The sequence below is a fragment of the uncultured Tenacibaculum sp. genome (genome assembly GCF_947494125.1).
Taxonomy (GTDB): Bacteria; Bacteroidota; Bacteroidia; order Flavobacteriales; family Flavobacteriaceae; genus Polaribacter.
Genome location: NZ_CANLTU010000005.1, coordinates 196,930 through 223,203, shown reverse-complemented (window position 1 = coordinate 223,203; position 26,274 = coordinate 196,930). Strand labels below are relative to the sequence as shown.

Here is a 26,274-nt window from a genome sequence, read left to right as displayed (position 1 = left end):
AATGACTGTAAATTGGTATCTTGCAATTAAAACGAGTAAATATGCAATTCATACATTCAGTACGTCATTTTTTTGAACGACACGGTTTTGCTGTCTCTTCTAGGTTTGCAGACCGTCTAGGGATGAGAACAACCAATGTGCGTTTGTTTTTTATTTATATATCTTTTGTAACCATAGGTTTATCGTTTGGTTTATACCTAACTCTTGCGTTTTTATTGCGTTTAAAAGATATGATTTATACAAAAAGAACTTCTGTTTTTGATTTATGATGAATACTATATTCCGATCAAGGTTATACAAAGCAATTATTTTTTCGATACTAATCTTAGGGATTGGAGTAGGAGGGTATTTTATATTGTTTGATTATTCGTTTATTGATGCCTTATATATGACCGTGATAACAATTACGACTATAGGTTTTGGCGAAGTACATCCATTTGGAACAGGAGAAAAAATTTTTACTATAGGACTAATATTATCGAGCCTTTTCATTTTTGGTTATGCAGTATCATCATTTTCAGAATATTTAATAAGTGGGCAATTTTTTCATCGTTTAAAAATAAAAAAAGTGCAAAAAAAAATAGAAAAATTACAAGGGCATACTATTGTTTGTGGTTATGGTAGAAATGGTAAACAAGCAATTTCTAAATTAAATAGTTATAAGAAAGATTTTGTTGTTGTAGAGAAGGATAAAAATATTGTTAAATTATTGGATGATAGAGGGGTGCTGAATATTGAAGGAGATGCAACTACCGATGAAGCATTAATTCGAGCAGGTATTTTAAATGCAAGTAATTTAATTACTGCTTTACCATCAGATGCAGATAATTTATTTGTGGTGTTAACCGCAAGTCAATTAAATAAAAAATGTAAAATAATAAGTAGAGCATCAAAAGAAACATCTTATAGTAAGCTTAAAATAGCTGGAGCAGACAATGTAATAATGCCCGATAAATTAGGAGGAGCTCATATGGCGTCTTTAGTGGTTACACCCGATGTTATAGAGTTTGTTGATAGGTTAACAATAGAAGGAGATACAACTGCAAATTTAGAAGAAATAGCAATTGATAATCTGCCTAAAGAATACTTAGAAAGAACGATTTTAGATTTAGATTTACGAAAAAAAACAGGTTGTACAGTTATAGGTTATAGAACTTTAGAAAAAGAATATATAATTAATCCAGATGCTTCAGTAAGATTAACAGCAGGTGCTAATTTAATTGTTTTGGGGCGTCCAGAGCAAATTATAAAACTGAGAGAGTTGTTTTAAAAAAAAGATTTTAGTATAAAATATTAAAAAAAATAATTAAGATAAAATCACTAAAATTTTTAAGAATACTCGAGTAAAAAAATACATTTAACGATTAAAACTTGTCGAAAGTTCATTTTTTTATGATATTGCGGGCTACTAATTCAAAAAACTAACATACATATTATGAAGAAAAAACTTCTAGCGTTGTTATTATTAATAACACCGATGTTAACATTTGCACAAGAAAAAGGTATTGATCAACAAATAGATGAAGTCTTCGGAGATGCAACAGGATGGTTTGTTAATTTAATTTTTTATCAAATAGACTTCGGAGGAGGAATAAAAGTTTTTTGGGTATTATTTCCACTAATATTAGGAGCTTTATATTTTACATTTTATTTTAAATTTATAAATTTTAGAGGAGTTTTAACTTCTGTTAATATTGTAAGAGGTAAATATGATGATTTAGATCACCATGAATCTATGCATGGAGCAGGAGATTTAACAGATGGAGATCATATAGAAACAATAGCTATAGAGGATCATGAAGGAGAAGTGTCACACTTCCAGGCATTAACAGCAGCGTTGTCAGCAACAGTAGGTTTAGGTAATATAGCTGGTGTTGCTATTGCTGTATCGATAGGTGGTGCAGGAGCAACTTTCTGGATGATTGTAGCTGGTTTTTTAGGGATGGCTTCTAAATTTGTTGAATGTACATTAGGTGTAAAGTACCGTGATATTGCAGCAGATGGAACAGTATATGGTGGTCCAATGTATTATTTAACAAAAGGGCTAAAAAATAAAACTTTAGGGAAAGTATTAGCAGCTTTATTTGCAATCTTCGTAATTGGAGGTTCTTTTGGAGGAGGTAATATGTTTCAGGTTAACCAAGCATTTCAATTAGTAGAGAATATAACAGGAGGAGAAGCATCGTTTTTACATGGTAAAGGGTGGTTGTTTGGAATTGTTATGGCTGTGTTTGTAGGTATTGTTATTATTGGAGGAATTAAGAAAATAGCCAAAGTAACAGATAAGATTGTACCGTTTATGGTTGTTATTTATGTAGCAGCTTCATTGTTTGTGATCTTTGCTAATATTAATATGATAGGAGATGCTTTCATGCAAATTATAAATGGAGCATTTAGTCCAGAAGGAATGGCTGGTGGAGCAGTAGGAGTACTAGTTCAAGGATTTAGAAGAGCAGCTTTCTCAAATGAAGCAGGTGTTGGTTCTGCATCTATTGCGCATTCAGCTGTGAAAACTAAGTATGCAGCATCTGAAGGATTAGTGGCGTTATTAGAGCCATTTATTGATACAGTTGTTGTTTGTACTATGACAGCTTTGGTATTAATTATAACAGGAAATGTAACTTCAGCAAATGCAGGGTTAAATGATGCTCAAGCTATTTTGCTAACATCAGGAGCTTTTGAATCAGCAATTTCATGGTTTCCATACGTGTTAACGATTGCAGTAGTATTATTTGCATTTAGTACGATGATTTCTTGGTCTTATTATGGTTTCCAAGGATGGGCTTATTTATTTGGTAGAAGTAAGAAAATGGAATATACTTATAAAATTATATTTTGTATTTTCGTTGTAATAGGTTCAGCAGCAAGTTTAGGCTCAGTAATAGGTTTCTCGGATGCAATGATTTTTGCTATGATGGTTCCTAATATGATAGGTATTGTAATGCTAGCACCAAAAGTAAAAGATGAATTAGCTAGGTATATGAAAGCAATTAAAGATTTTGCTGGATAAAACAAATAAATAATGAAAAATTTTAAATCCCATTTCTGGTATAACAAACGCCAAAGAAATGGGATTTTCTTTTTAGCATTAATTATAGTAGTACTACAAATAATATATTTATATGTAGATTTCTCTTCAAACCAGATAATAGATACTACAACAAATGAATTACTAGTTTTTCGAAATACCATAGATAGTTTAAAGAAAATTGAACTAGAAAAAAGAAAACCGAAAATTTATCCTTTTAATCCAAATTATATTACAGATTATAAAGGATACAAATTAGGTATGACCGTTGATGAAATAGATAGATTACATAGTTATAGGAAACAGAATAGATTTGTAAATTCAAAAGAAGAGTTTCAGGAAATAACAAAAGTATCCGATACTTTATTAGCACAGATGGCCTCATATTTTAAATTTCCAGATTGGGTTGTAAAAAGAAATAAACAGAAGAAACTAAAGAAATCCTTCATCGTTAAAAAACAATTAGTAGAAGAGCCCTCTAGTAGTTTAAAAACAAAATTATCTACGACGAATATAAATAAGGCAACACAACAAGACTTAGAAACAATAAGCGGAGTAGGAGAGGTTATTGCTGAACGAATTATCAAATACCGAAAAAAAATACAAGGGTTTAGCTATAAAGAGCAACTAAGTGAAGTATGGGGGGTGGATAAGGAAGTAGTAAATAATATTTTACAGATATTTAGTATTAAAAGTAAGCCAATTATTCAAAAAACAAATGTGAATACGGCAACGTTTAAAGAAATACTAAAGAATCCGTATATAGATTATAACTTATGTAAAAAGATCTTTGAATATAGAGATGAAGTAGCAGAACTTCAAAATATATCGGAATTAAAAAATATAGATGGATTTCCTGTAGATAAGTACGGGAGAATAGTTTTATATTTGGAAGCTAAATAAACAAACAACAACAAAATTATACAGTATGTATTTTACTGAAGAACACGAAGCATTTCGTGAAAGCTTTAAGGAGTTTTTACAAAAGGAGGTAACTCCATATATAGATAAATGGGAAAAAGAAGGAACGGTAGAACGTTTTATTTGGAAGAAATTCGGAGATATGGGATATTTCGGATTAAACCAACCAGAAGAATATGGAGGGTTAAACCTTGACCTTTTTTATACAGTTATCTTTTTAGAAGAGTTGCAAAAAGTAAACTCAGGAGGGTTTGCAGCAAATATGTGGGCACATGCATATCTAGCAATGACTCATTTAAATAAAGAAGGGGATGATAGAATAAAAAAAGAATATTTAACTCCAAGTATAGATGGAGATAAAATAGGATGTTTATGTATATCAGAACCTTTTGGAGGGAGTGATGTTGCAGGAATGAGAACTACAGCGGTAAAAAAAGGAGATACATATGTAATAAATGGATCAAAAACATTTATTACTAATGGGGTATATTCAGATTATCTAGTAGTAGCAGCTAAAACGAACCCAGAAGATAGACATAAAGGAATGAGTATTTTTGTTTTGGATAGAAATACACCAGGGATATCTTCAACAAAGTTAGATAAATTAGGATGGAGGGCATCAGATACAGCAGAAATAGCTTTTGATAATGTTGTGATTCCAGCAGAGAATTTAATGGGAGAAGAAGGGAAAGGGTTCCCTTACATAATGCAGCACTTTGCATTAGAACGTTTAATAATGGCAATTAACGCACATGCACGAGCAGAATATGCAGTAGATTATGTATTGCAGTATATGAGCGAACGTGAAGCGTTTGGTAAGACATTAGATAAGTTTCAAGCACTACGTCATAAAGTAGCAGAAATGGCATCAAAAGTGGATATGTGCAGAGAGTATAATTACTCAATAACGAAAAGACTTAACGATGGGAATTATGTTGTGAAAGAGGCTAGTATGAGTAAGTTATTGTCAACAAAAATGGCAGATGAAGTTATTTATGATGCATTGCAATTATTGGGAGGGTATGGTTATATGGAAGAGTACCCATTAGCTCGATTATTAAGAGATAGCCGATTAGGTCCAATAGGAGGAGGGACTTCTGAAATCTTAAAAGAGATTATCGCAAAAATGATAATTGATAAGAAGGAGTATAAACCTGCTACTTAGTATTTCTTGATTATTAATTTTGCGAAAATATGTTTTCATATTGCAAAAATGATAATTGATAAGAAAGAATATAAATTACAACTTAAAATATTATAATAATTAGAAGTTAATTATAAAATAAAAACCACTCAAATATCGAGTGGTTTTTTTGTAAAGTTTGTTTTTTGTGGCTGTAAAAAATTAAAAATCAATAAGTTTTCAACACGAAAACGATTTCGTTGCTATAACGATTTCGCAGTTTGAGTATCAATGTATAACTTGAAACAAATTTAAAAACTTATTAAATGAAAACTCTTCAAAAAAAGTGTTGGTTTCTTGTGCCAATCATAATTGTTTTCTTAGGATGTTCAGAAGAATTATCAGAAGAATTAAAAGTAAAGTCACAAGAAAAAGAAATACAACAAGCATCATCAAGACCAGGTTTAAAACCGATTGGGTCGGGAGTAATGATGCAAGCATTTTATTGGGATGTGCCAGCGGGAGGAAATTGGTGGAATACAGTAAAAGGAAAAGTTCAGGATTGGAGTAATGCAGGTATAGATGCTATTTGGTTACCACCAGCAACGAAAGCACAAAATGGATCATTATCTATGGGATATGACCCTTTTGATTATTTTGATTTCGGAAAGTATAATCAAATGGGAAGTATCGAGACAAGGTTTGGTTCAGAAAATGAACTAACAAGTTTAATCTCAACTGCACATGGAGCACAATTAAGTGTAATAGCAGATATTGTTTTAAACCATAATAGTGGTGGTCAAAGTGAAGTGAACCCTGTTAATGGGCAAGCTAACTGGACAAAATTTACACCATTGTCAGGAAGGTTTACTAGAGATTATAATGATTTTCACCCAAATCATAATCATGCAAGTGATACAGGAGTATTTGGAGGTTTTCCAGATTTATGTCATCACCAAGTAAGGGTTCAAAATGAATTGTGGAAAAACCCAGAATCAGTAGCAAAATATTATAGAGATGTAATTGGTTTTGACGGATGGCGTTTTGACTATGTAAAAGGGTTTGAACCATGGGTAGTAAAAGATTGGAAAAATGAAGTAGGAGGATTTACAGTAGGAGAGTATTGGGATGGAAATGCAGGTACTTTAGATTGGTGGTCAGGTCAAGCAGAAGCAAGTGCATTTGATTTTGCATGTTATTACAGAATGAAAGATGCTTTTGACGGAAATAATTTAAATAAATTGAATGAAGATATGTTATGGAAACGAAATGCAAGTAAAGCAGTAACATTCGTAACAAATCATGATACCAATGAAATTTATGGAGGTAAAATGTTAGCCTACGCATATATATTAACGCATGAAGGGTATCCGACAATGTTTTATAGAGATTATGAAGAATGGTTAAATAAAGAGCGTTTAAATAATTTAATATGGATACATAATAATTTAGCAGGAGGTAGTACTACAAATCTTTATACAGATAATGATGAGTATATTGCAAAGAGAAACGGACATAATAATTCAGGTTTAGTAGTGTATATAAATAATGCAAATCATTGGCAAGAACGTTGGATAGAAACCAATTGGTCAAACACAAAGATTAAAGATTATACAGGGCATTCAACATGGGAACCTGTAACACAGGGAGGTAAATGGGTGAAAATTCAAGTGCCACCAAAAAGTTATTCAGTTTGGGCACCTAAATAAAATGCTTTTTTAATTGTTAATTAAAAATTACTGAGTACCTTTGCGATCCTAAAATAATAAATTTAGAGACTACAATGAAGGGAGGTGCTAACAAATGTTAATTATTCCAATTAAAGAAGGAGAGAATATCGATAGAGCGTTAAAACGTTATAAGCGTAAATTTAGTAACACTAAAACGTTAAAACAATTACGTGACAGAAAGCAGTTTAATAAGCCATCTGTAGTGAAACGTGCTCAAATGATAAAAGCATCTTACGTTCAAGGATTAAGAACTAAAGAAGAAATAGGTTAGAAATAAACTATTTTAAAGATATAAGACCTGTATTGTTTTCAATACAGGTTTTTTTGTACATTTATTTTAATAAAATAAGTAGGATGTTAATAGAAGCTTTTTTAGAGTATTTAGAATGTGAAAAAAAATATTCAAAACATACAATTCAAGCATATAGAATGGATTTAATTGCTTTTAAAGATTTTTGTATTGTTGAATATGATCAAGAAAGATTGAAGGAGATACATTACAATCAGATTAGAACATGGTTGGTGAGTTTAATAGATAATGAGGTTTCAAATAGAACTGTAAATAGAAAGATGAGTTCGTTGAAAACATTTTACACGTTTTTACAAAAAACAGGAGAGATTGAAGTAAATCCATTAGCAAAACACAAAGCTCTAAAAGTTCAGAAAAAAGTACAAGTACCATTTGATGAAAAAGAAGTTGAGAGGGTGTTGGCTATTATGAGTGAGAATAAAGATTTTGAATCGGTAAGAGATAGGTTAATAGTAGAATTGCTATATTCAACAGGGATAAGAAGAATAGAGTTGATAAATATAAAAGAGAAGGATGTAGATTTTGTTAAGAAAGTGATAAAAGTTTTAGGGAAAAGAAATAAAGAAAGATATGTAATAATACTTCCGTCAGTCTTAAAGACTTTGAATCAATATATTGATGTGAAAAAAGAATATCAACAGGGAAATGTAGAAGAGCTTTTAATAACAAAAAAGGGAGTTAAAATTTATGAAACTCTTGTTTACCGAATAATAAATTTGTACTTTAGTAGAGTGTCAACAAAAGCAAAAAAAAGCCCACATATCTTAAGGCACGCTTTCGCTACACATTTACTTAATAATGGTGCGTCATTAGATTCGGTTAAAGAATTACTAGGGCATTCAAGTTTAGCCTCTACCCAAGTGTATACGCATAATAGCTTGGAGCAAATAAAAAAAGTGTATAACAAGGCTCATCCTAGAGAGTCTAATTAAAGATTGATAAATTATGAAAGTATTCACGCAGTCAGTAAACTTTACAGCAGATAAAAAGTTGATAGATTATATTGAAAAGAGAATAGAAGGTTTAGAAAAGTTTCATGATAAAATAGTTGATGCAGAGGTTTTCTTAAAAGTACAAAAAACAAGTGAGAAGGAAAATAAAATTACAGAAGTTAAAATTAATATTCCAGGGAATGAGTTAATGGTGAAAAAACAAACAAAAACGTTTGAAGAGGGTGTCAGTATTGCGATCGAATCATTAAAAAGAAGTTTGAAAAAATCAAAAGAAAAACATAGAGATTCTTTAGTGTCATAAAAAGATAAAAAATAATCTAAAAAAGTTTTAAAAATTAAAAATTACTTTATACATTTGCAGTCCGTTAGAAATAGCGGATTGTTTTTTTATAACAATTGCCGATGTAGCTCAGCTGGCTAGAGCAGCTGATTTGTAATCAGCAGGTCGTGGGTTCGAGTCCCTCCATCGGCTCTAAAGAAACAAGTTCTTTAATTTATTGAAGTATTGGGGAGATTCCAGAGCGGCCAAATGGGACGGACTGTAACTCCGTTGTCTTACGACTTCGCAGGTTCGAATCCTGCTCTCCCCACTTTTAAAACTGATTAAGCAATATGTTAAGCTTCAACTTTTGACTATTGAAGAAAGGTTTTAAATACGCGAGAGTAGCTCAGTTGGTAGAGCGTCAGCCTTCCAAGCTGAATGTCGCCGGTTCGAACCCGGTCTCTCGCTCTAAAATTCCAAGCCGGTGTAGCTCAGTTGGTAGAGCGCATCCTTGGTAGGGATGAGGTCACCGGTTCAAATCCGGTCATTGGCTCTTTTTTTAGTGAAAAGAGTTTGTAAGAGTTTTAAAATAACACTAAATATATTTAACTAAGAATTAAAATTAATAATCATGGCAAAAGGAACTTATGATCGTTCGAAACCACACTTAAACGTTGGTACTATTGGTCACGTAGATCACGGTAAAACTACTTTAACTGCTGCAATTACAAAAGTATTAGCAGATGCAGGATTTTCTGAACAAAGAGCTTTTGATCAAATCGATAATGCTCCAGAAGAAAAAGAAAGAGGTATAACAATTAACTCTTCTCACGTAGAGTATGCAACTGCAAACCGTCACTACGCGCACGTAGATTGTCCAGGTCACGCCGATTATGTAAAGAATATGGTAACTGGTGCTGCTCAGATGGATGGAGCTATTTTAGTAGTAGCTGCAACAGATGGTCCAATGCCACAAACTCGTGAGCACATCTTATTAGGTCGTCAGGTAGGAATTCCTCGTATCGTTGTTTTCTTAAACAAAGTTGATATGGTTGATGATGAAGAGTTATTAGAGTTAGTAGAAATGGAAGTAAGAGATTTATTATCTTTCTATGAATATGATGGAGATAATGGTCCTGTTGTTGCTGGTTCTGCTTTAGGAGCTTTAAATGGTGAGCAAAAATGGGTTGATACAGTTTTAGAATTAATGGAAGCTGTTGATACTTGGATTGAAGAGCCACCAAGAGAAACTGAAAAAGATTTCTTAATGCCAATTGAAGATGTATTCTCAATTACAGGTCGTGGTACTGTTGCTACTGGTCGTATTGAAACTGGAATCATCAACTCTGGAGATCCTGTTGAAATTATCGGTATGGGTACTGAGAAGTTAACTTCTACAGTAACTGGTATTGAAATGTTCCGTCAAATCTTAGATAGAGGTGAGGCTGGAGATAACGCAGGTATCTTATTAAGAGGTATTAATAAAGAAGACATAAAGAGAGGAATGGTAATTGTTAAGCCAGGATCTGTAACTCCACACGCTAAGTTTAAAGCTGAGGTATATGTTTTAAAGAAAGAAGAAGGTGGACGTCATACTCCATTCCATAATAACTACCGTCCACAGTTTTACGTACGTACAACTGACGTAACTGGAAACATTGCGCTTCCTGATGGAGTTGAAATGGTTATGCCTGGAGATAACTTAACTATTATAGTTGATTTAATTCAGCCAATTGCATTAAACTTAGGTTTACAGTTCGCAATCCGTGAAGGAGGTAGAACAGTTGGTGCAGGTCAGGTAACTGAAATTTTAGACTAATTAATAGTTAGTTTATAGCATAAAAAAAGGAGTCTCTTTTATTAGAGAGACTCCTTTAAAAATGAAATACGGGTTTAGCTCAGTTGGTAGAGCACTGGTCTCCAAAACCAGGTGTCGGGGGTTCGAGTCCCTCAATCCGTGCAAAAATCAAAGCGAGTTGCAGTTTAAATACTGTAGCTCGTTAAAAGGATAAAAACATGAACAACTTTATACAATACATCAAAGATTCTTTTGAAGAATTAAATACAAACATGACTTGGTCATCTCGTGAAGAGGCTCAAAAGTCAACTGTAGTGGTTGCTGCATTTACTATTGTTTTTGCATTAGCAGTTGCAGGAATAGATAAAGTTTTTCAAACAGGATTGGATAACTTCTTTAAAATGTTTTAATGATGGCTGATTCGGTGATGAAGTGGTATGTTGTTAGAGCTGTAGGAGGTCAAGAGAATAAGGTTAAAACTTATATCGAGACTGAAATTGCTCGTTTTGGATTATCAGATTATGTAAATCAAGTGATAGTTCCAACGGAGAAAGTTATTCAAGTAAGAAACGGAAAGAAGATAAATAGAGAGAGAGTTTATTTTCCAGGTTATGTAATGGTAGAAGCTAATTTAGCAGGAGAGGTTCCTCACGTAATTAAGTCAGTAACTGGAGTTATTGGTTTTTTAGGAGAAACTAAAGGAGGAGAGCCAGTACCAATGCGTAAATCGGAAGTAAACAGAATGCTAGGTAAAGTAGATGAACTTTCTGTTAGAGATGAAAATGTTGCAATTCCTTATACAGTTGGAGAAACTGTAAAAGTAATTGATGGTCCTTTTAATGGATTTGACGGAACAGTTGAAAAAGTTAATGAGGAGAAACGTAAGTTAGAAGTAATGGTTAAGATTTTTGGAAGAAAAACACCATTAGAGTTAAATTACATGCAAGTAGAGAAAATATAATTGTTACACCTATATTTAGATGTGTTTGAAGCTTCCATTTTAAACATATTGATTAAAACTTAAACAATGGCAAAAGAAGTAAGTAAATTAGTTAAACTACAAGTTAGGGGAGGTGCTGCGAATCCGTCGCCACCAGTTGGACCCGCTTTAGGTGCTGCCGGTGTTAATATCATGGAGTTCTGTAAGCAGTTTAATGCTCGTACACAGGACAAACAAGGTAAAGTATTACCTGTTGTGATTACCGTTTATACAGACAAATCTTTCGAGTTTGTTGTAAAAACACCACCAGCTGCAGTACAATTATTAGAAGCGGCCAAAATTAAGAAAGGTTCAGGAGAACCAAATAGGAAAAAAGTAGCAAGTGTTTCTTGGGATCAAATTCGAGGAATTGCAGAAGACAAAATGGTAGATATGAATGCCTTTAAAGTTGAGTCTGCAATGAGAATGATCGCTGGAACTGCTCGTTCTATGGGATTAACAGTAACAGGTGATGCATCTGCTTAAACTTTAAAAGATATTTAGAAATGGCAATTACTAGAAAGCAAAAAGAAGCTCGTGCTAAGATAGATAGCTCTAAAGTTTATAGCTTACAAGATGCATCAGCTTTAGTTAAGGAAATTACAAATGTGAAATTTGACGCATCAGTTGACTTAGCAGTACGTTTAGGAGTAGATCCTCGTAAAGCAAATCAAATGGTACGTGGAGTAGTAACATTACCACACGGAACAGGTAAAGATGTAAAAGTATTAGCATTAGTTACTCCAGATAAAGAAGCAGAAGCTCAAGCAGCTGGTGCAGATTATGTTGGATTAGATGAATACCTTCAGAAAATTAAAGGTGGTTGGACTGATGTTGACGTTATTATTACTATGCCTAGCGTTATGGGTAAATTAGGTCCTTTAGGTCGTGTTTTAGGACCAAGAGGTTTAATGCCTAACCCAAAGACAGGAACAGTAACTATGGATGTTGCAAAAGCAGTGAAGGAAGTAAAAGCAGGTAAAATTGACTTTAAAGTTGATAAAACTGGTATCGTTCACGCTGCAATCGGAAAAGTATCTTTTGATGCTCAGAAGATTCAAGAAAATGCAAACGAGTTATTACAAACATTAATTAAATTAAAGCCAACAGCGGCTAAAGGAGAATATATTAAGAGTATTTTTATGTCTTCAACTATGAGTCCTAGTGTTGCTGTAGATGAAAAATCTGTATCATAAGGCAGTTAAAACTTTTTAATTATGACTAGAGAAGACAAATTACAAGTAATAGAAGATTTAACAGCACAATTAGCAGATACTAGTACTATCTATTTAGCAGATATTTCTGGTTTAGATGCAGTTACTACATCTAACTTACGTCGAGCTTGTTTTAAAGCAAACGTACAATTGGCTGTTGTAAAGAACACAATGCTTTCTAAAGCAATGGAAGCTTCAGATAAAGATTTTGGAGACTTACAAGATGTTTTAAAAGGTAATACTTCATTAATGATTGCTGAAGCAGCTAATGCACCAGCAAAAGTTATTAAAGAGTTCAGAAAAAAATCAGACAAGCCTTTATTAAAAGGAGCTTTTGTTGAAGAAGCTGTTTATATTGGAGATGACCAATTAGACGCTCTTGTTAACATTAAGTCTAGAGAAGAACTTATTGGAGATATTATCGGATTATTACAATCACCAGCTAAGAATGTTGTTTCAGCTTTACAATCAGGTGGAAACAAACTTTCAGGTATACTTACAACGTTATCTGAAAAATAATTACGCGCACTAATAAACTAAAATAAATAAAATTTCAAAAAACAATTAAAATGGCAGATTTAAAAGATTTCGCAGAGCAATTAGTTAACTTAACAGTAAAAGAAGTTAATGATTTAGCTACTATTTTAAAAGATGAGTACGGTATTGAGCCAGCAGCAGCAGCAGTAGCAGTAGCAGGTCCAGCAGCAGGAGGAGAAGCAGCAGAAGAGAAAACTGAATTTGATGTGATCTTAAAAGCAGCAGGAGGTTCTAAATTAGCTGTAGTAAAGTTAGTTAAAGAATTAACTGGATTAGGATTAAAAGATGCTAAAGCAATCGTTGATAGCGCACCAGCACCAATAAAAGAAGCAGTATCTAAAGATGAGGCAGAAGGTCTTAAAAAATCTTTAGAAGAAGCTGGAGCTGAGGTAGAGCTTAAGTAAGCTATACTCCCGATTTAAAACGGGAAAAAACAATTAAGGTTTAGGTACTAGAAACGTATGTTTTTAGTCCTAAACCATTTTGTGTATATATTCGTTCTATATTTATCACGATTTAAAATTGTGATTTTACGACTATAAAGCGATGGTTTAAAACCATCAAAAGCAATTAAAATTGCATTATTGAAACAGAAAAGTTTCAAAAAATAATATTTTTAATTTAAAAATAGCATCTCTTTTGGCAACGATAAACACTACTGAAAGAATTAACTTCGCATCATCGCAGTTAGGAACTGACTATCCAGATTTTCTTGATATTCAGGTGAAATCTTTCCAAGATTTTTTCCAATTGCAAACCAAAGCCGATGAGCGAGGTGAAGAAGGTTTGTATAAAACCTTTATGGATAACTTTCCGATTACAGATACTCGTAATCAATTTGTATTAGAATTTTTAGACTACTTTGTAGATCCTCCTAGATATAGCATTCAAGAATGTATAGAAAGAGGTTTAACACATAGTGTACCTTTAAAAGCTAGGTTAAAGCTTTATTGTACCGATCCAGAACACGAAGATTTTGAAACAATTGTTCAAGACGTGTATTTAGGTACAATTCCTTATATGACGAATTCTGGAACTTTCATTATTAATGGAGCAGAAAGAGTTGTAGTGTCTCAATTACACCGTTCACCAGGGGTGTTTTTTGGGCAATCTTTCCACGCAAACGGAACCAAGTTATACTCAGCAAGAGTAATTCCTTTTAAAGGATCTTGGATAGAATTTGCAACAGATATCAATCAAGTAATGTATGCTTATATTGATAGAAAGAAAAAATTACCAGTAACTACGTTATTCAGAGCCATAGGTTTTGAAAGAGATAAAGATATATTAGAAATCTTTGATTTAGCTGAAGAAGTAAAAGTATCTAAAGCAGGATTAAAGAAAGTATTAGGACGTAAATTAGCAGCAAGAGTTTTAAAAACTTGGCATGAGGATTTCGTTGATGAAGATACAGGAGAAGTTGTATCTATTGAGCGTAACGAAATTGTTTTCGACCGTGATACAATCATAGAGAAAGAACATATTGATGAAATAATCGATGCTGGAGCAAAAACTATCTTATTACATAAGGTAGATAATGACATGGCCGATTATGCAATCATCCACAATACATTACAAAAAGATCCTACAAACTCAGAGAAAGAGGCAGTAGAGCATGTATATAGACAATTACGTAATGCTGAACCGCCAGATGAGGAAACAGCAAGAGGAATTATTGAAAAATTATTCTTTTCAGAGCAACGTTATAGTTTAGGAGAAGTAGGACGTTTTAGAATGAATACCAAATTAGGTCTTAATGAAGCTATAGATCAAAAGGTATTAACGAAAAACGATATTATTACAATTATCAAATACTTAATTGAATTAATTAATTCAAAAGCAGAAGTAGATGATATTGATCACTTATCTAACCGTCGTGTAAGAACTGTTGGAGAACAATTAGCAGGTCAGTTTGGTGTAGGTTTAGCTCGTATGGCTCGTACTATTCGTGAAAGAATGAATGTACGTGATAACGAGGTTTTTACTCCAATTGATTTAATTAATGCGAAGACATTATCTTCAGTTATTAATTCGTTCTTTGGTACCAACCAATTATCTCAGTTTATGGATCAAACAAATCCATTAGCAGAGATTACTCACAAACGTCGTTTATCAGCTTTAGGACCTGGAGGATTATCTAGAGAAAGAGCAGGATTCGAGGTTCGTGATGTTCACTATACACACTATGGTCGTTTATGTCCAATTGAAACTCCTGAGGGACCGAATATTGGATTAATTTCATCTTTAGCTGTATTTGCAAAAGTGAATAATTTAGGTTTTATTGAAACACCTTATAAAAAGGTAGTTGATGGAAACATAGATTTAAAGCAAGAGCATATATATTTAAGTGCTGAAGAAGAAGAAGGAATGAAATTTGCACAATCTAATTTAGATGTAAATGCAGATGGAGACTTCGTTGAAGATAAAGTAATTTCACGTGAAGGTGGAGATTTCCCAGTAGTTACTCCTAATGAAGTAGACTATATGGATGTTGCACCTAATCAGATAGCATCTATATCAGCATCGTTAATTCCTTTCTTAGAGCATGATGATGCCAACCGTGCGTTAATGGGATCGAATATGATGCGTCAAGCAGTTCCATTATTACGTCCTGAATCTCCAATTGTAGGTACAGGTTTAGAGCGTAGAGTAGCAAAAGATTCTCGTATCTTAATCAATGCAGAAGGAGCAGGAGTTGTTGAGTATGTTGATGCAAATAAAATAACAATTAAGTATGACAGAACTGAAGAAGAGCAAATGGTAAGCTTCGATTCAGATGAAATTTCATATAACTTAATTAAGTTTAGAAAAACAAATCAAGGTACAAATATTAACTTAAAGCCAATTGTAAAAGTTGGAGATAGAGTTGAAGAAGGACAAGTACTTTGTGAAGGATATGCAACACAAAAAGGAGAATTAGCTTTAGGAAGAAATATGAAAGTAGCCTTTATGCCTTGGAAAGGGTATAACTTTGAGGATGCGATTGTAATTTCTGAAAAAGTTGTTCGTGAAGATATCTTTACTTCTATACATATTGATGAATATTCATTAGATGTTCGTGATACAAAATTAGGAGCGGAAGAATTAACAAACGATATTCCAAATGTTTCAGAAGAGGCTACAAAAGACTTAGATGAAAATGGAATGATTCGTATTGGAGCAGAAGTAAACCCAGGAGATATCTTAATAGGTAAGATTACACCAAAAGGAGAATCTGATCCAACACCAGAAGAAAAATTATTACGAGCTATTTTTGGAGACAAAGCTGGAGATGTAAAAGATGCATCATTAAAAGCTTCGCCATCATTAAGAGGGGTAGTAATTAATAAAAAATTATTCAAACGCGCTGTAAAAGATAAAACGAAACGTGCTCGTGATAAAGAAGCAATTGCAGCTTTAGAAGCATCTTACGTATCTAAGTTTGAAAATTTAAAAGACAAGTTAGTAGAGAAGTTATTTACTTTAATTACTGGGAAAACTTCACAAGGAGTATTCAACGATTTAGGAGAGGAAGTATTACCAAAAGGTAAGAAATTTACTCAGAAAATGTTAAATTCTGTAGAAGATTTTACACATTTAAACGGTACTTGGACTACAGATAAAGACTTAAATAAGTTAGTTGTTGAGTTAGTTCATAACTATAAAATTAAAGTAAACGATTTACAAGGAGTTTTACGTCGTGAGAAATTTACAATTTCTGTAGGAGACGAATTACCAGCAGGAATCTTAAAACTTGCAAAAATTTATGTTGCTAAAAAACGTAAATTAAAAGTAGGAGATAAGATGGCAGGACGTCACGGAAATAAAGGTATTGTTGCACGTATTGTACGTCAGGAAGATATGCCTTTCTTAGAAGACGGAACACCAGTAGATATTGTATTAAATCCATTAGGGGTACCGTCTCGTATGAATATTGGTCAGATTTATGAAACAGTTCTTGGTTGGGCTGGAGAAAAATTAGATCAGAAATATGCAACACCAATTTTTGATGGAGCAAATATCAACGAGATTAATGCATTAACTGATGAAGCAGGAATTCCACGTTACGGACATACATATTTATATGATGGAGGTACAGGAAAACGTTTCGATCAACCAGCAACTGTAGGTATAATTTATATGATTAAGTTAGGTCACATGATTGAAGATAAAATGCACGCGCGTTCTATTGGGCCTTACTCATTAATTACACAACAGCCATTAGGAGGTAAAGCTCAGTTTGGAGGTCAACGTTTTGGAGAGATGGAAGTTTGGGCACTTGAAGCATATGGAGCATCAAGTATCTTAAGAGAAATCTTAACAGTAAAATCGGATGATGTATTAGGTAGAGCTAAAACATACGAAAGTATCGTTAAGGGTGAATCTATGCCAGAACCAGGATTACCAGAATCATTTAATGTATTAATGCACGAACTGAAAGGTTTAGGATTAGACGTTAAATTAGAGGAATAATAAACAGTGAAATATGATTAGGTAGAAAACTTCTACCTAATCATAAATCATTTTAAATATAGGTCTCAGAAGAGACAAATTTTTAATTCGAATCCATTACTTATTATGGCAAGAAAGAACGAAAAATACACTGTTAAAAAGTTTAACAAAATATCAATTGGTTTAGCATCACCTGAATCTATTTTAGAAGCATCAAGAGGTGAGGTTTTAAAGCCAGAAACTATTAACTACCGTACACACAAACCAGAAAGAGATGGTTTATTTTGTGAACGTATCTTTGGTCCTGTAAAGGATTATGAGTGTGCGTGTGGTAAATATAAACGAATCCGATATAAAGGAATTGTTTGTGATCGATGTGGTGTTGAAGTTACAGAGAAAAAAGTACGTAGAGATAGAGTAGGTCACATTAATTTAGTGGTGCCAGTAGCTCATATTTGGTACTTCAGATCATTACCTAACAAAATGGGATACCTTTTAGGGTTACCATCTAAAAAGTTAGATATGATTATTTACTACGAACGTTACGTAGTAATTCAGCCAGGAGATGCTAAGAATACAGAAGGAGAGCCATTGCAAAAAATGGATTTCTTAACTGAAGAAGAGTATTTAGATATTTTAGATACACTTCCACAAGAAAACATGTATTTAGATGATACAGATCCTACGAAGTTTATTGCTAAAATGGGAGCTGAATGTTTAATTGATTTATTAGAAAGAATCGATTTAGACACATTATCATTTGAATTACGTCATAAAGCAAATACTGAAACTTCAAAACAACGTAAAAACGAAGCATTAAAGCGTTTAAATGTTGTTGAAGCATTCAGAGATTCTCAAAAGAATAGAGAAAACAATCCAGAATGGATGATTATGAAAGCGGTTCCAGTTATACCGCCAGAGTTACGTCCATTAGTACCATTAGATGGAGGTCGTTTTGCGACTTCAGATTTAAATGATTTATACCGTCGTGTAATTATCCGTAACAATCGTTTAAAGCGATTAATGGAAATTAAAGCACCAGAGGTAATTTTACGTAATGAAAAACGTATGTTACAAGAATCAGTAGATTCATTATTTGATAACACACGTAAGTCATCAGCAGTAAAAACTGAATCTAACAGACCATTAAAATCATTATCTGATAGTTTAAAAGGTAAGCAAGGTCGTTTCCGTCAGAACTTATTAGGTAAGCGTGTTGATTATTCTGCACGTTCGGTAATTGTTGTTGGACCAGAATTAAGATTATTTGAATGTGGATTGCCAAAAGATATGGCAGCAGAATTATACAAACCTTTTGTTATTCGTAAGTTAATCGAAAGAGGTATTGTAAAAACTGTAAAATCTGCAAAGAAAATTATAGACAGAAAAGAACCAGTTGTTTGGGATATTTTAGAAAATGTAATTAAAGGACATCCAGTTTTATTAAACCGTGCCCCTACATTACACCGTTTAGGAATTCAAGCATTTCAACCAAAATTAATTGAAGGAAAAGCAATACGTTTACATCCACTTGCTTGTTCTGCATTTAATGCCGATTTTGATGGAGATCAAATGGCAGTTCACTTACCATTAGGACCTGAGGCTATTTTAGAAGCACAGTTATTAATGTTAGGGTCTCATAATATTTTAAATCCTGCGAATGGAGCACCAATTACGGTACCATCTCAGGATATGGTATTAGGTCTTTATTATATGACTAAAGAAAGAAAGTCAACTCCAGAAGTGCCTATTAAAGGTGAAGGATTAACTTTCTATTCTCCAGAAGAGGTAATTATTGCCTTAAATGAAGAAAGAGTAGACTTAAATGCAGGAATTAAGGTTCGTACGCATGATGTTGAAGATGGACAAGCAGTTACTAAAATTATAGCTACAACAGTAGGTAGAGTCTTATTTAACGAAAAAGTACCAAAAGCTGCAGGATACATTAATGAAGTTTTAACAAAGAAATCATTAAGAGGAGTTATTAGTGGTATTTTAAAGGTAACTGATATTCCTTCTGTAGGAAATTTCTTAGATGAAATTAAAAATATGGGATATAAATACGCCTTCGAAGGTGGTTTATCATTCTCATTAGGGGATATTATTATTCCTCCAGAAAAGCATACAATGATTGCTGAAGCAAACAAAGAAGTTGATGCGATTGTAGGAAACTATAACATGGGTATGTTAACGCAAAAAGAGCGTTATAATCAGGTAATTGATATTTGGGGAAGAACCAATAATCAATTAACTGAATTATCGATGAAACGTTTACGTGAAGATCAACAAGGATTTAACTCGGTATTTATGATGTTAGATTCTGGAGCACGTGGATCGAAAGAACAGATTCGTCAGTTAACAGGTATGCGTGGATTAATGGCAAAGCCTAAAAAATCTACAGCAGGAGGTGGAGAAATTATTGAAAATCCAATTCTTTCTAACTTTAAAGAAGGATTATCAATTCTTGAATACTTTATATCAACACACGGTGCTCGTAAAGGATTAGCCGATACAGCATTAAAAACAGCCGATGCAGGTTACTTAACACGTCGTTTAGTAGATGTATCTCAGGATGTAATAGTAAACGAAGTAGATTGTGGTACATTAAGAGGATTAGAAGTAAGTCCATTAAAGAAAAATGATGAAATCGTTGAATCTTTAAGTGATAGAATTTCTGGACGTACAGCGTTACACAATGTATTTGTACCAAACACAGAAGATTTATTAGTCGCATCAGGAGAATTAATTACACCTGTTATAGCAGAAGAAATTCAAGCAGCAGGAGTTGATAAAGTAGAAGTACGTTCAGCATTAACATGTGAATCTCAAAGAGGTATTTGTGAAAAATGTTACGGACAATCTTTATCTACAGGTAAGAAAGTTCAAAGAGGAGAAGCAGTAGGTGTAATTGCAGCACAATCAATTGGAGAACCAGGTACACAGTTAACATTACGTACTTTCCACGTTGGAGGGGTAGCAGGAAACATTTCAGAAGAGAACAAATTAATAGCTAAATTTGACGGTAAAGTATCTATTGACGATTTACGTACAGTAAAAGGAAAAGATGCAAATGGAGAAGAAGTAGAAATTGTTATTTCTCGTACTGCTGAGATTAAGATTACAGATAAGAAAACTGATATTGTATTAAGTACTAACATTATTCCTTACGGTTCGATTATATTTGATAAGAATATTAAATCAATCAAAAAAGGAGATGCAGTATGTCAATGGGATCCATTTAACGGAGTTATCGTTTCTGAGTTTGGAGGAAAAGTTAAGTTTGACAATTTAGAGCAAGGTATTAACTACTCTGTTGAAATTGATGAACAAACTGGTTTCCAAGAAAAAGTAATGACTGATTCTAAGAATAAAAAAATCATTGCTTCATTAATTATTGAAGATGCAGATGGTAATGCTTTACGTTCGTATAGTTTACCAGTAGGAGCACATTTAATGGTAAATGACGGAGATAAAGTAGATGCAGGTCATACATTAGTTAAGATTCCACGTAAGTCTGGTAAAGCAGGGGATATTACAGGAGGTTTACCACGTGTAACAGAATTATTTGAAGCACGTAATCCATCTAATCCAGCAGTAGTTGCACAAATTGATGGGGTTGTATCTTTCGGTAAAATTAAGCGTGGTAATCGTGAGATTATTATTGAATCAAAAACAGGTGAGATTACTAAGTATTTAGTTAAGTTATCAAACCAAATTTTAGTTCAAGAGAATGATTTCATTAAAGCAGGTATGCCTTTATCTGATGGAGCAACTACTCCAATAGATATTTTAAATATTAAAGGACCTTCTGCAGTACAAGAATACTTAGTAAACGAAATTCAAGAAGTATATCGTTTACAAGGTGTAAAAATTAACGATAAGCATTTCGAAGTAGTAGTACGTCAAATGATGCGTAAAGTTAGAGTTATTGACTCTGGGGATACTTTATTCTTAGAAAATCAATTGATTCACAAGAATGACTTTATCAAAGAAAATGATGCTATTTATGGAATGAAAGTTGTTGAAGAAGCAGGAGATTCTGAAAACTTAAAGCCAGGACAAATAGTTTCAGCTCGTCAATTAAGAGATGAAAATTCATTATTACGTAGAGCAGATAAAGATTTAGTAGTAGCAAGAGATGCACAACCAGCAACAGCTGAACAAGTATTGCAAGGTATTACAAGAGCTTCGTTACAAACGAAATCATTTATCTCAGCTGCATCATTCCAGGAAACAACTAAAGTATTAAATGAAGCCGCAGTAAACGGTAAAATAGATACATTAGAAGGATTAAAAGAAAATGTAATTGTAGGTAAGAGAATACCAGCAGGAACAGGAATGAGATCTTACGATGATCAAATCGTAGGGCCAAAAGATGAAATGGAACAAAGTTTATAATTTTTCAATACAAGACCTCTAAGTAATTAGAGGTCTTTTTTTTAATTTTAATATGGAAGATCAAAAAGACCCACAATTAAATATAGAATTAGATCAAGATATAGCAGAAGGTACTTATAGTAACTTAGCTATAATAAATCATTCAGTATCTGAATTTATAGTTGATTTTATAAATATTATGCCAGGTGTACCAAAAGCTAAGGTAAAATCAAGAATAATTTTAACACCACAGCATGCTAAAAGATTAACAAAAGCATTGGCGGAGAACGTTAGAAAGTTTGAACAAGCCCATGGTGAGATAAAAGATTACGAGCAAGTACCAATTCCAATGAATTTTGGAGGAACAACAGGAGAAGCTTAAAAATAAAAAATCGTCTTAAAAAGACGATTTTTTATTTTTATATAAATAGGATTTTTAAAAACCTTGAGAAATTTGTTGAAGCTCAGGAATATTTAAAACAAAAATTTGTTTTCCTTTTAAGTTAATAAGTTTTTTCTTCTTGAAATCAGAAAGTAAACGAATAGCACTTTCTGTAGCAGTACCAATAATATTAGCGATGTCTTCTCTAGTTAATGATATACCAATAGAACCTTCCTCTGTTTTTTCAAACTTTTCATCTAAAAAAATTAAAGTATCAGCTAAACGTTGTTTTACCGTTTTTTGAGCCATATCAACAATAACATTATCTGCATTTTTAAGCGAAGAAGCCATTTTTTTTAACATGTCCATAGAAAAATTAGAGTTATTCTGTAAATCTCTAATAATTTCTTCTTTAGGAATAAAACAAACCTCCATATCATTAACAGCCACAGCTTTTAAATTAGAAACTTCATCATTTATTAAACTACGCTCACCAATAATATCTCCTTTTCTTATTAAATGTATAATTTGATCTCGACCATTATCACTCATTTTAGAAACTTTACAAAGACCATCTTTAATACAAAAAATGCCATTAATGTGCTCACCTTCTTGAAAAAGAGGTTCTCCTTTTTTTATAATTTTAGATGTTTTACACCCAGAAATTCTAACTAATTCGTTTTTAGTTAAAGACTTTAATGAGTTAAATTGTCTAACAATGCATTGCTCACATTTACTGTGACCCTCTGAGTTTTGTAACATATGTCAAAGATAGAAAAAACTGATAAATATCATATTTAATACTTTGATAAAAAACGACCTTTGTATCAGGCAAATGAGTAAATATGGAAAGCACAATATGTTTTCATTGTGGTAATGAGTGTGATACCAACAAAATTACAATAGAAGAAAAATTCTTTTGTTGTAATGGATGTAAGACGGTATTTGAAATTTTTTCGGAAAATGATTTAACTTGTTATTACGATTTTCAAAATAATCCAGGAGCAATTCCTGAGGAAATTCAAGGGAAGTATGATTTTCTTGAAAATGAATCTATTGTAAATAAATTACTAGAATTTAACGATGGCGATACCCAGGTTGTTAATTTATATATTCCGCATATCCATTGTAGTTCGTGTATTTGGGTATTAGAAAATCTACATAAATTACAAGAGAATATAGCAAGTTCACAAGTTAATTTTCCTAAGAAAACTGTTCGGATTACCTATAATTTAAATAATATATCATTACAAGAAGTTGTTTTACTTTTAAGTTCTATAGGTTATGAACCATATATTTCCTTGGAAGACTATGAAGTAGGAAAGAAAAAAGTAGATAGAAGTTTAATTTATAAATTAGGAATAGCTGGCTTTGCTTTTGGAAATGTAATGTTTTTGTCTTTTCCAGAGTATTTTGAAGTATCAGAATTTTGGTTAGAACAATACAAAGGAATTTTCCGTTGGTTAATGTTTTTCTTTTCACTACCAGTAGTGTTCTATGCGGCACAAGATTATTTTATTTCTGCCTATAAAGGATTACGTTCTAAAATTTTAAATATTGATGTACCTATAGCTTTAGGGGTTTCTGTATTGTTTATCAGAAGCTGTATTGAAATCCTTTTAGATTTAGGAACTGGTTTTTTTGACTCTTTAACCGGTTTGGTTTTTTTCTTATTACTAGGAAAATTCTTTCAACAGAAAACATATAACTTTTTATCTTTTGAACGAGATTATAAATCATATTTTCCAATAGCGGTTACTCGAATTACATTAGAAGGAAAAGAAGAAAATGTCCAAATTTACGATGTAGAAAAAGGAGATAGGTTACTAATTAGAAATCAAGAATTAATTCCTGTAGACGGAATTCTAATAAATGGAGAAGCAAAAATAGATTATAGTTTTGTTACTGGTGAGGCAATACCAGTAACAAAAAAATCTGGAGATAAATTATTTGCAGGAGGAAAACAGTTAGCAGGAATTATTGAAATGGAAGTTTTAACATCAGTTTCACAAAGTTATTTAACACAATTGTGGAGTAACGATGTATTTCAAAAAGACAAAAATTCATCTTTTAAAACGTTAACAGATAAAATAAGCCAGCATTTTACAATTACTATTTTATTAATAGCCATAATAGCCACGAGTTTTTGGTTATATAAAGATACAAGCAAAGCGTTAAATGTTTTTACAGCAGTATTAATTATAGCTTGTCCATGTGCAATAGCCTTAGCAGCACCATTTACTTTAGGTAATATGTTGCGTATTTTAGGAAAGAAAAAATTTTATGTAAAAAATGCTACAGTATTAGAGCAGTTAGCAGCTACAAATGCAGTTATTTTTGATAAAACGGGTACACTTACTACTAGCAAAGAAAATCAAATAGACTATCAAGGGAATGATTTAGACTTGTTAGAGAAATCAATTTTAAAAAGTACACTTAGAGCATCTAACCATCCTTTAAGTAGAATGTTGTATAATTCTTTAACAGAAGAAACTGTAATAATTGATAATTTTAAAGAATATACAGGTAAAGGTATTGAAGCAAATTATCAGCAAACAAAAATTAAGGTAGGTTCATCATCATTTGTAAATAGTACTGACGAGCAAATGAATTTAGACACTTCTGTACATATTAGTATTAATGATGCATATAAAGGAAAGTATATTTTTAAGAATGCTTATAGAAATGGAGTAAATACCTTATTTTCTGAATTGAACCCTAAATACAATTTAGCAGTAGTTTCTGGAGATAATGAAGGAGAAAAGAAATACTTAGAAAGTATTTTGCCAAAAAGTACTTCATTTTTATTTAATCAAAAACCAGAAGATAAACTGTCTTATGTTGAAGAATTACAGCAAAAAAATAAAAGCGTAATTATGATTGGCGATGGATTAAACGATGCAGGCGCACTAGCACAAAGTAATGTAGGTATTGCATTGTCTGAAAATATTAATGTATTTTCTCCAGCTTGTGATGCAATTTTAGATGCATCAAAATTTAGTCAAATAGCTAATTATATTAAAGCATCAAAAAAAGCAATTCAAATAATAAAATATAGCTTTTTACTATCTTTATTATATAATATTATTGGTTTGTATTTTGCTACTACAGGGCAATTAAAACCAGTAATTGCAGCAATTCTAATGCCATTAAGTTCTATTAGTATTGTAATATTTACTACTGTAGCAACAAATTTATTAGGAAGAAAAATAAAATAAGAAATTATGAAAATAGGATCATTTTTAAAAGATATAAAGTTTAATGAAAACAAACCAGCTGTTTCATTATTATTAGATACAGATTTTTCGAAAGAAATAAGAGTTGTATTTAAAAAAGGTCAAATAATGGAAGACCATCAAGCGCCATTTGCAATTATTGTACAGGTAACTAAAGGTATTATTGATTTTGGAGTGGATGGAGAGATAAAACAACTTAACGAAGGTGATATAATTTCACTAAAACCACAAATTGTCCATAATCTGACAGCAATAGAAGAAAGTATAGTTCGTTTGTCATTATCAAAATCGGATACTTTGAAAAGAGTAAAAAACGTATAATAATATGCAGATAAATAAATATATAGATCATACCCTATTAAAAGCTATAGCTACTAAAGAAGACATAGTAAAATTATGTAAAGAAGCAAAAGAGTATAATTTTTATGCAGTTTGTGTAAACGGTTCTTATGTAGCATTAGCAAAGCAAGAATTAGAAAATTCAGATGTGAAAGTCGCTGCGGTAATCGGATTTCCGTTAGGAGCTATGACAACCGAATCTAAAGTTTTTGAAGCTAAAAACTGCATAAATAATGGGGCTTCAGAAATAGATATGGTTATCAATATAGGAAAACTATTAGATGGAGATAACGATTATGTAGAAAAAGAGATTAGGTTAATAAAAGAAACAATAGGTAATAATGTATTAAAAGTAATTTTTGAGAATTGTTATTTATCTAAAGAGCAAATAAGAACAGCATCGCAATTAGCAGTAAATGCTGGAGCAGATTTTATAAAAACATCTACTGGTTTTGGTACAGGAGGAGCAACATTTGAAGATGTTAAAATAATGAAAGATGTAGTAGGTGAAAAGGCTCAAATAAAAGCCGCAGGTGGAGTTAGGAATATTGAAACTGCAAAAGAGTATATAGAAATAGGTGTAACACGTTTAGGAACATCATCAGGAGTGTCATTAGTAACAAAAGGAATTTCGGATAAAAACAAATATTAAAA

The 26,274-nt window shown here is 32.2% G+C and carries 23 protein-coding genes and 5 tRNA genes; 27 read left to right on the top strand and 1 reads right to left on the bottom strand.

Annotation, left to right across the window (positions count from 1 at the left end; all coding sequences use genetic code 11):
- Nucleotides 1-41: 41 nt before the first annotated feature.
- The 24 genes from Q0881_RS10780 (at nt 42) to Q0881_RS10665 (ending at nt 22,045) form a co-directional block, all read left to right on the top strand.
- Nucleotides 42-269: a PspC domain-containing protein gene (locus tag Q0881_RS10780; protein ID WP_299159994.1), complete on the top strand. Its 228-nt coding sequence runs from the start codon at nt 42-44 to the stop codon at nt 267-269.
- Nucleotides 269-1,270: a potassium channel protein gene (locus Q0881_RS10775; protein ID WP_299160016.1), complete on the top strand. Its 1,002-nt coding sequence runs from the start codon at nt 269-271 to the stop codon at nt 1,268-1,270. Before Q0881_RS10780 ends, Q0881_RS10775 begins: the two co-directional genes overlap by 1 nt.
- Before the next feature lie 165 nt (nt 1,271-1,435).
- Complete coding sequence (locus Q0881_RS10770) at nt 1,436-3,010, top strand: alanine/glycine:cation symporter family protein (RefSeq protein WP_299159991.1); 1,575 nt, start codon at nt 1,436-1,438, stop codon at nt 3,008-3,010.
- Between the two features lie 12 nt (nt 3,011-3,022).
- On the top strand, nt 3,023-3,931 hold the full coding sequence (locus tag Q0881_RS10765) for a helix-hairpin-helix domain-containing protein (protein ID WP_299159988.1): 909 nt from the start codon (nt 3,023-3,025) through the stop codon (nt 3,929-3,931).
- Nucleotides 3,932-3,956: 25 nt separating this feature from the next.
- Complete coding sequence (locus Q0881_RS10760; RefSeq protein WP_299159985.1) at nt 3,957-5,114, top strand: acyl-CoA dehydrogenase family protein; 1,158 nt, start codon at nt 3,957-3,959, stop codon at nt 5,112-5,114.
- Between the two features lie 284 nt (nt 5,115-5,398).
- On the top strand, nt 5,399-6,781 hold the full coding sequence (locus tag Q0881_RS10755; RefSeq protein WP_299159982.1) for an alpha-amylase: 1,383 nt from the start codon (nt 5,399-5,401) through the stop codon (nt 6,779-6,781).
- A gap of 94 nt (nt 6,782-6,875) precedes the next feature.
- Nucleotides 6,876-7,073, top strand: coding sequence for a 30S ribosomal protein S21 (rpsU, locus tag Q0881_RS10750; RefSeq protein ID WP_299159979.1), 198 nt, complete (start codon nt 6,876-6,878; stop codon nt 7,071-7,073).
- 83 nt (nt 7,074-7,156) lie between these two features.
- The gene (locus Q0881_RS10745) at nt 7,157-8,044 is read left to right on the top strand and encodes a tyrosine-type recombinase/integrase (RefSeq protein ID WP_299159977.1); all 888 of its coding nucleotides are present in this window, start codon (nt 7,157-7,159) and stop codon (nt 8,042-8,044) included.
- A 13-nt stretch (nt 8,045-8,057) separates the two neighbouring features.
- Nucleotides 8,058-8,366: an HPF/RaiA family ribosome-associated protein gene (locus Q0881_RS10740; protein WP_299159974.1), complete on the top strand. Its 309-nt coding sequence runs from the start codon at nt 8,058-8,060 to the stop codon at nt 8,364-8,366.
- 97 nt (nt 8,367-8,463) lie between these two features.
- A tRNA-Thr gene (locus tag Q0881_RS10735) sits at nt 8,464-8,537 on the top strand.
- 35 nt (nt 8,538-8,572) lie between these two features.
- A tRNA-Tyr gene (locus tag Q0881_RS10730) sits at nt 8,573-8,655 on the top strand.
- Nucleotides 8,656-8,722: 67 nt separating this feature from the next.
- Nucleotides 8,723-8,795, top strand: a tRNA-Gly gene (locus Q0881_RS10725).
- A gap of 12 nt (nt 8,796-8,807) precedes the next feature.
- A tRNA-Thr gene (locus tag Q0881_RS10720) sits at nt 8,808-8,880 on the top strand.
- Between the two features lie 78 nt (nt 8,881-8,958).
- Nucleotides 8,959-10,146: an elongation factor Tu gene (gene tuf, locus Q0881_RS10715; RefSeq protein ID WP_299159972.1), complete on the top strand. Its 1,188-nt coding sequence runs from the start codon at nt 8,959-8,961 to the stop codon at nt 10,144-10,146.
- 68 nt (nt 10,147-10,214) lie between these two features.
- A tRNA-Trp gene (locus Q0881_RS10710) sits at nt 10,215-10,287 on the top strand.
- Nucleotides 10,288-10,343: 56 nt separating this feature from the next.
- On the top strand, nt 10,344-10,535 hold the full coding sequence (gene secE / locus Q0881_RS10705; RefSeq protein WP_299159969.1) for a preprotein translocase subunit SecE: 192 nt from the start codon (nt 10,344-10,346) through the stop codon (nt 10,533-10,535).
- 2 nt (nt 10,536-10,537) lie between these two features.
- Nucleotides 10,538-11,086: a transcription termination/antitermination protein NusG gene (gene nusG, locus Q0881_RS10700; RefSeq protein ID WP_299160013.1), complete on the top strand. Its 549-nt coding sequence runs from the start codon at nt 10,538-10,540 to the stop codon at nt 11,084-11,086.
- A gap of 66 nt (nt 11,087-11,152) precedes the next feature.
- Entirely contained in the window at nt 11,153-11,590 is a 438-nt protein-coding gene (gene rplK, locus Q0881_RS10695; RefSeq protein ID WP_299159966.1) for a 50S ribosomal protein L11, read from the top strand.
- 20 nt (nt 11,591-11,610) lie between these two features.
- Complete coding sequence (gene rplA, locus Q0881_RS10690; RefSeq protein ID WP_299159963.1) at nt 11,611-12,300, top strand: 50S ribosomal protein L1; 690 nt, start codon at nt 11,611-11,613, stop codon at nt 12,298-12,300.
- Between the two features lie 21 nt (nt 12,301-12,321).
- Nucleotides 12,322-12,837, top strand: a complete 516-nt coding sequence (gene rplJ / locus Q0881_RS10685; RefSeq protein WP_299159961.1) for a 50S ribosomal protein L10 — start codon at nt 12,322-12,324, stop codon at nt 12,835-12,837.
- Between the two features lie 50 nt (nt 12,838-12,887).
- Nucleotides 12,888-13,259 (top strand): 50S ribosomal protein L7/L12, encoded by a 372-nt coding sequence (gene rplL / locus Q0881_RS10680; protein ID WP_299159959.1) that lies wholly within the window; start codon nt 12,888-12,890, stop codon nt 13,257-13,259.
- Between the two features lie 235 nt (nt 13,260-13,494).
- Nucleotides 13,495-17,307 carry a DNA-directed RNA polymerase subunit beta gene (gene rpoB, locus Q0881_RS10675; RefSeq protein ID WP_299159957.1) on the top strand — a complete coding sequence of 1,271 codons (3,813 nt, stop codon included), beginning with the start codon at nt 13,495-13,497 and terminating at the stop codon, nt 17,305-17,307.
- Between the two features lie 105 nt (nt 17,308-17,412).
- Nucleotides 17,413-21,684 carry a DNA-directed RNA polymerase subunit beta' gene (gene rpoC / locus Q0881_RS10670; protein ID WP_299159954.1) on the top strand — a complete coding sequence of 1,424 codons (4,272 nt, stop codon included), beginning with the start codon at nt 17,413-17,415 and terminating at the stop codon, nt 21,682-21,684.
- Between the two features lie 52 nt (nt 21,685-21,736).
- A complete protein-coding gene (locus Q0881_RS10665; protein WP_299159951.1) occupies nt 21,737-22,045 on the top strand; it encodes a DUF3467 domain-containing protein in 309 nt (102 codons plus the stop codon).
- Between the two features lie 54 nt (nt 22,046-22,099).
- Here Q0881_RS10665 and Q0881_RS10660 read toward each other — a convergent pair whose 3' ends face one another.
- On the bottom strand, nt 22,100-22,807 hold the full coding sequence (locus tag Q0881_RS10660) for a Crp/Fnr family transcriptional regulator (RefSeq protein WP_299159947.1): 708 nt from the start codon (nt 22,805-22,807) through the stop codon (nt 22,100-22,102).
- Nucleotides 22,808-22,890: 83 nt separating this feature from the next.
- Here Q0881_RS10660 and Q0881_RS10655 point away from each other — a divergent pair, with 83 nt between their 5' ends.
- The 3 genes from Q0881_RS10655 to deoC are packed head-to-tail and all read left to right on the top strand — an operon-like array spanning nt 22,891 to nt 26,272.
- Complete coding sequence (locus tag Q0881_RS10655; protein ID WP_299159945.1) at nt 22,891-25,263, top strand: heavy metal translocating P-type ATPase metal-binding domain-containing protein; 2,373 nt, start codon at nt 22,891-22,893, stop codon at nt 25,261-25,263.
- Between the two features lie 6 nt (nt 25,264-25,269).
- Nucleotides 25,270-25,602, top strand: coding sequence for an AraC family ligand binding domain-containing protein (locus Q0881_RS10650; protein WP_299159943.1), 333 nt, complete (start codon nt 25,270-25,272; stop codon nt 25,600-25,602).
- A gap of 4 nt (nt 25,603-25,606) precedes the next feature.
- Nucleotides 25,607-26,272 carry a deoxyribose-phosphate aldolase gene (gene deoC / locus Q0881_RS10645; RefSeq protein ID WP_299159941.1) on the top strand — a complete coding sequence of 222 codons (666 nt, stop codon included), beginning with the start codon at nt 25,607-25,609 and terminating at the stop codon, nt 26,270-26,272.
- Nucleotides 26,273-26,274: the final 2 nt, after the last annotated feature.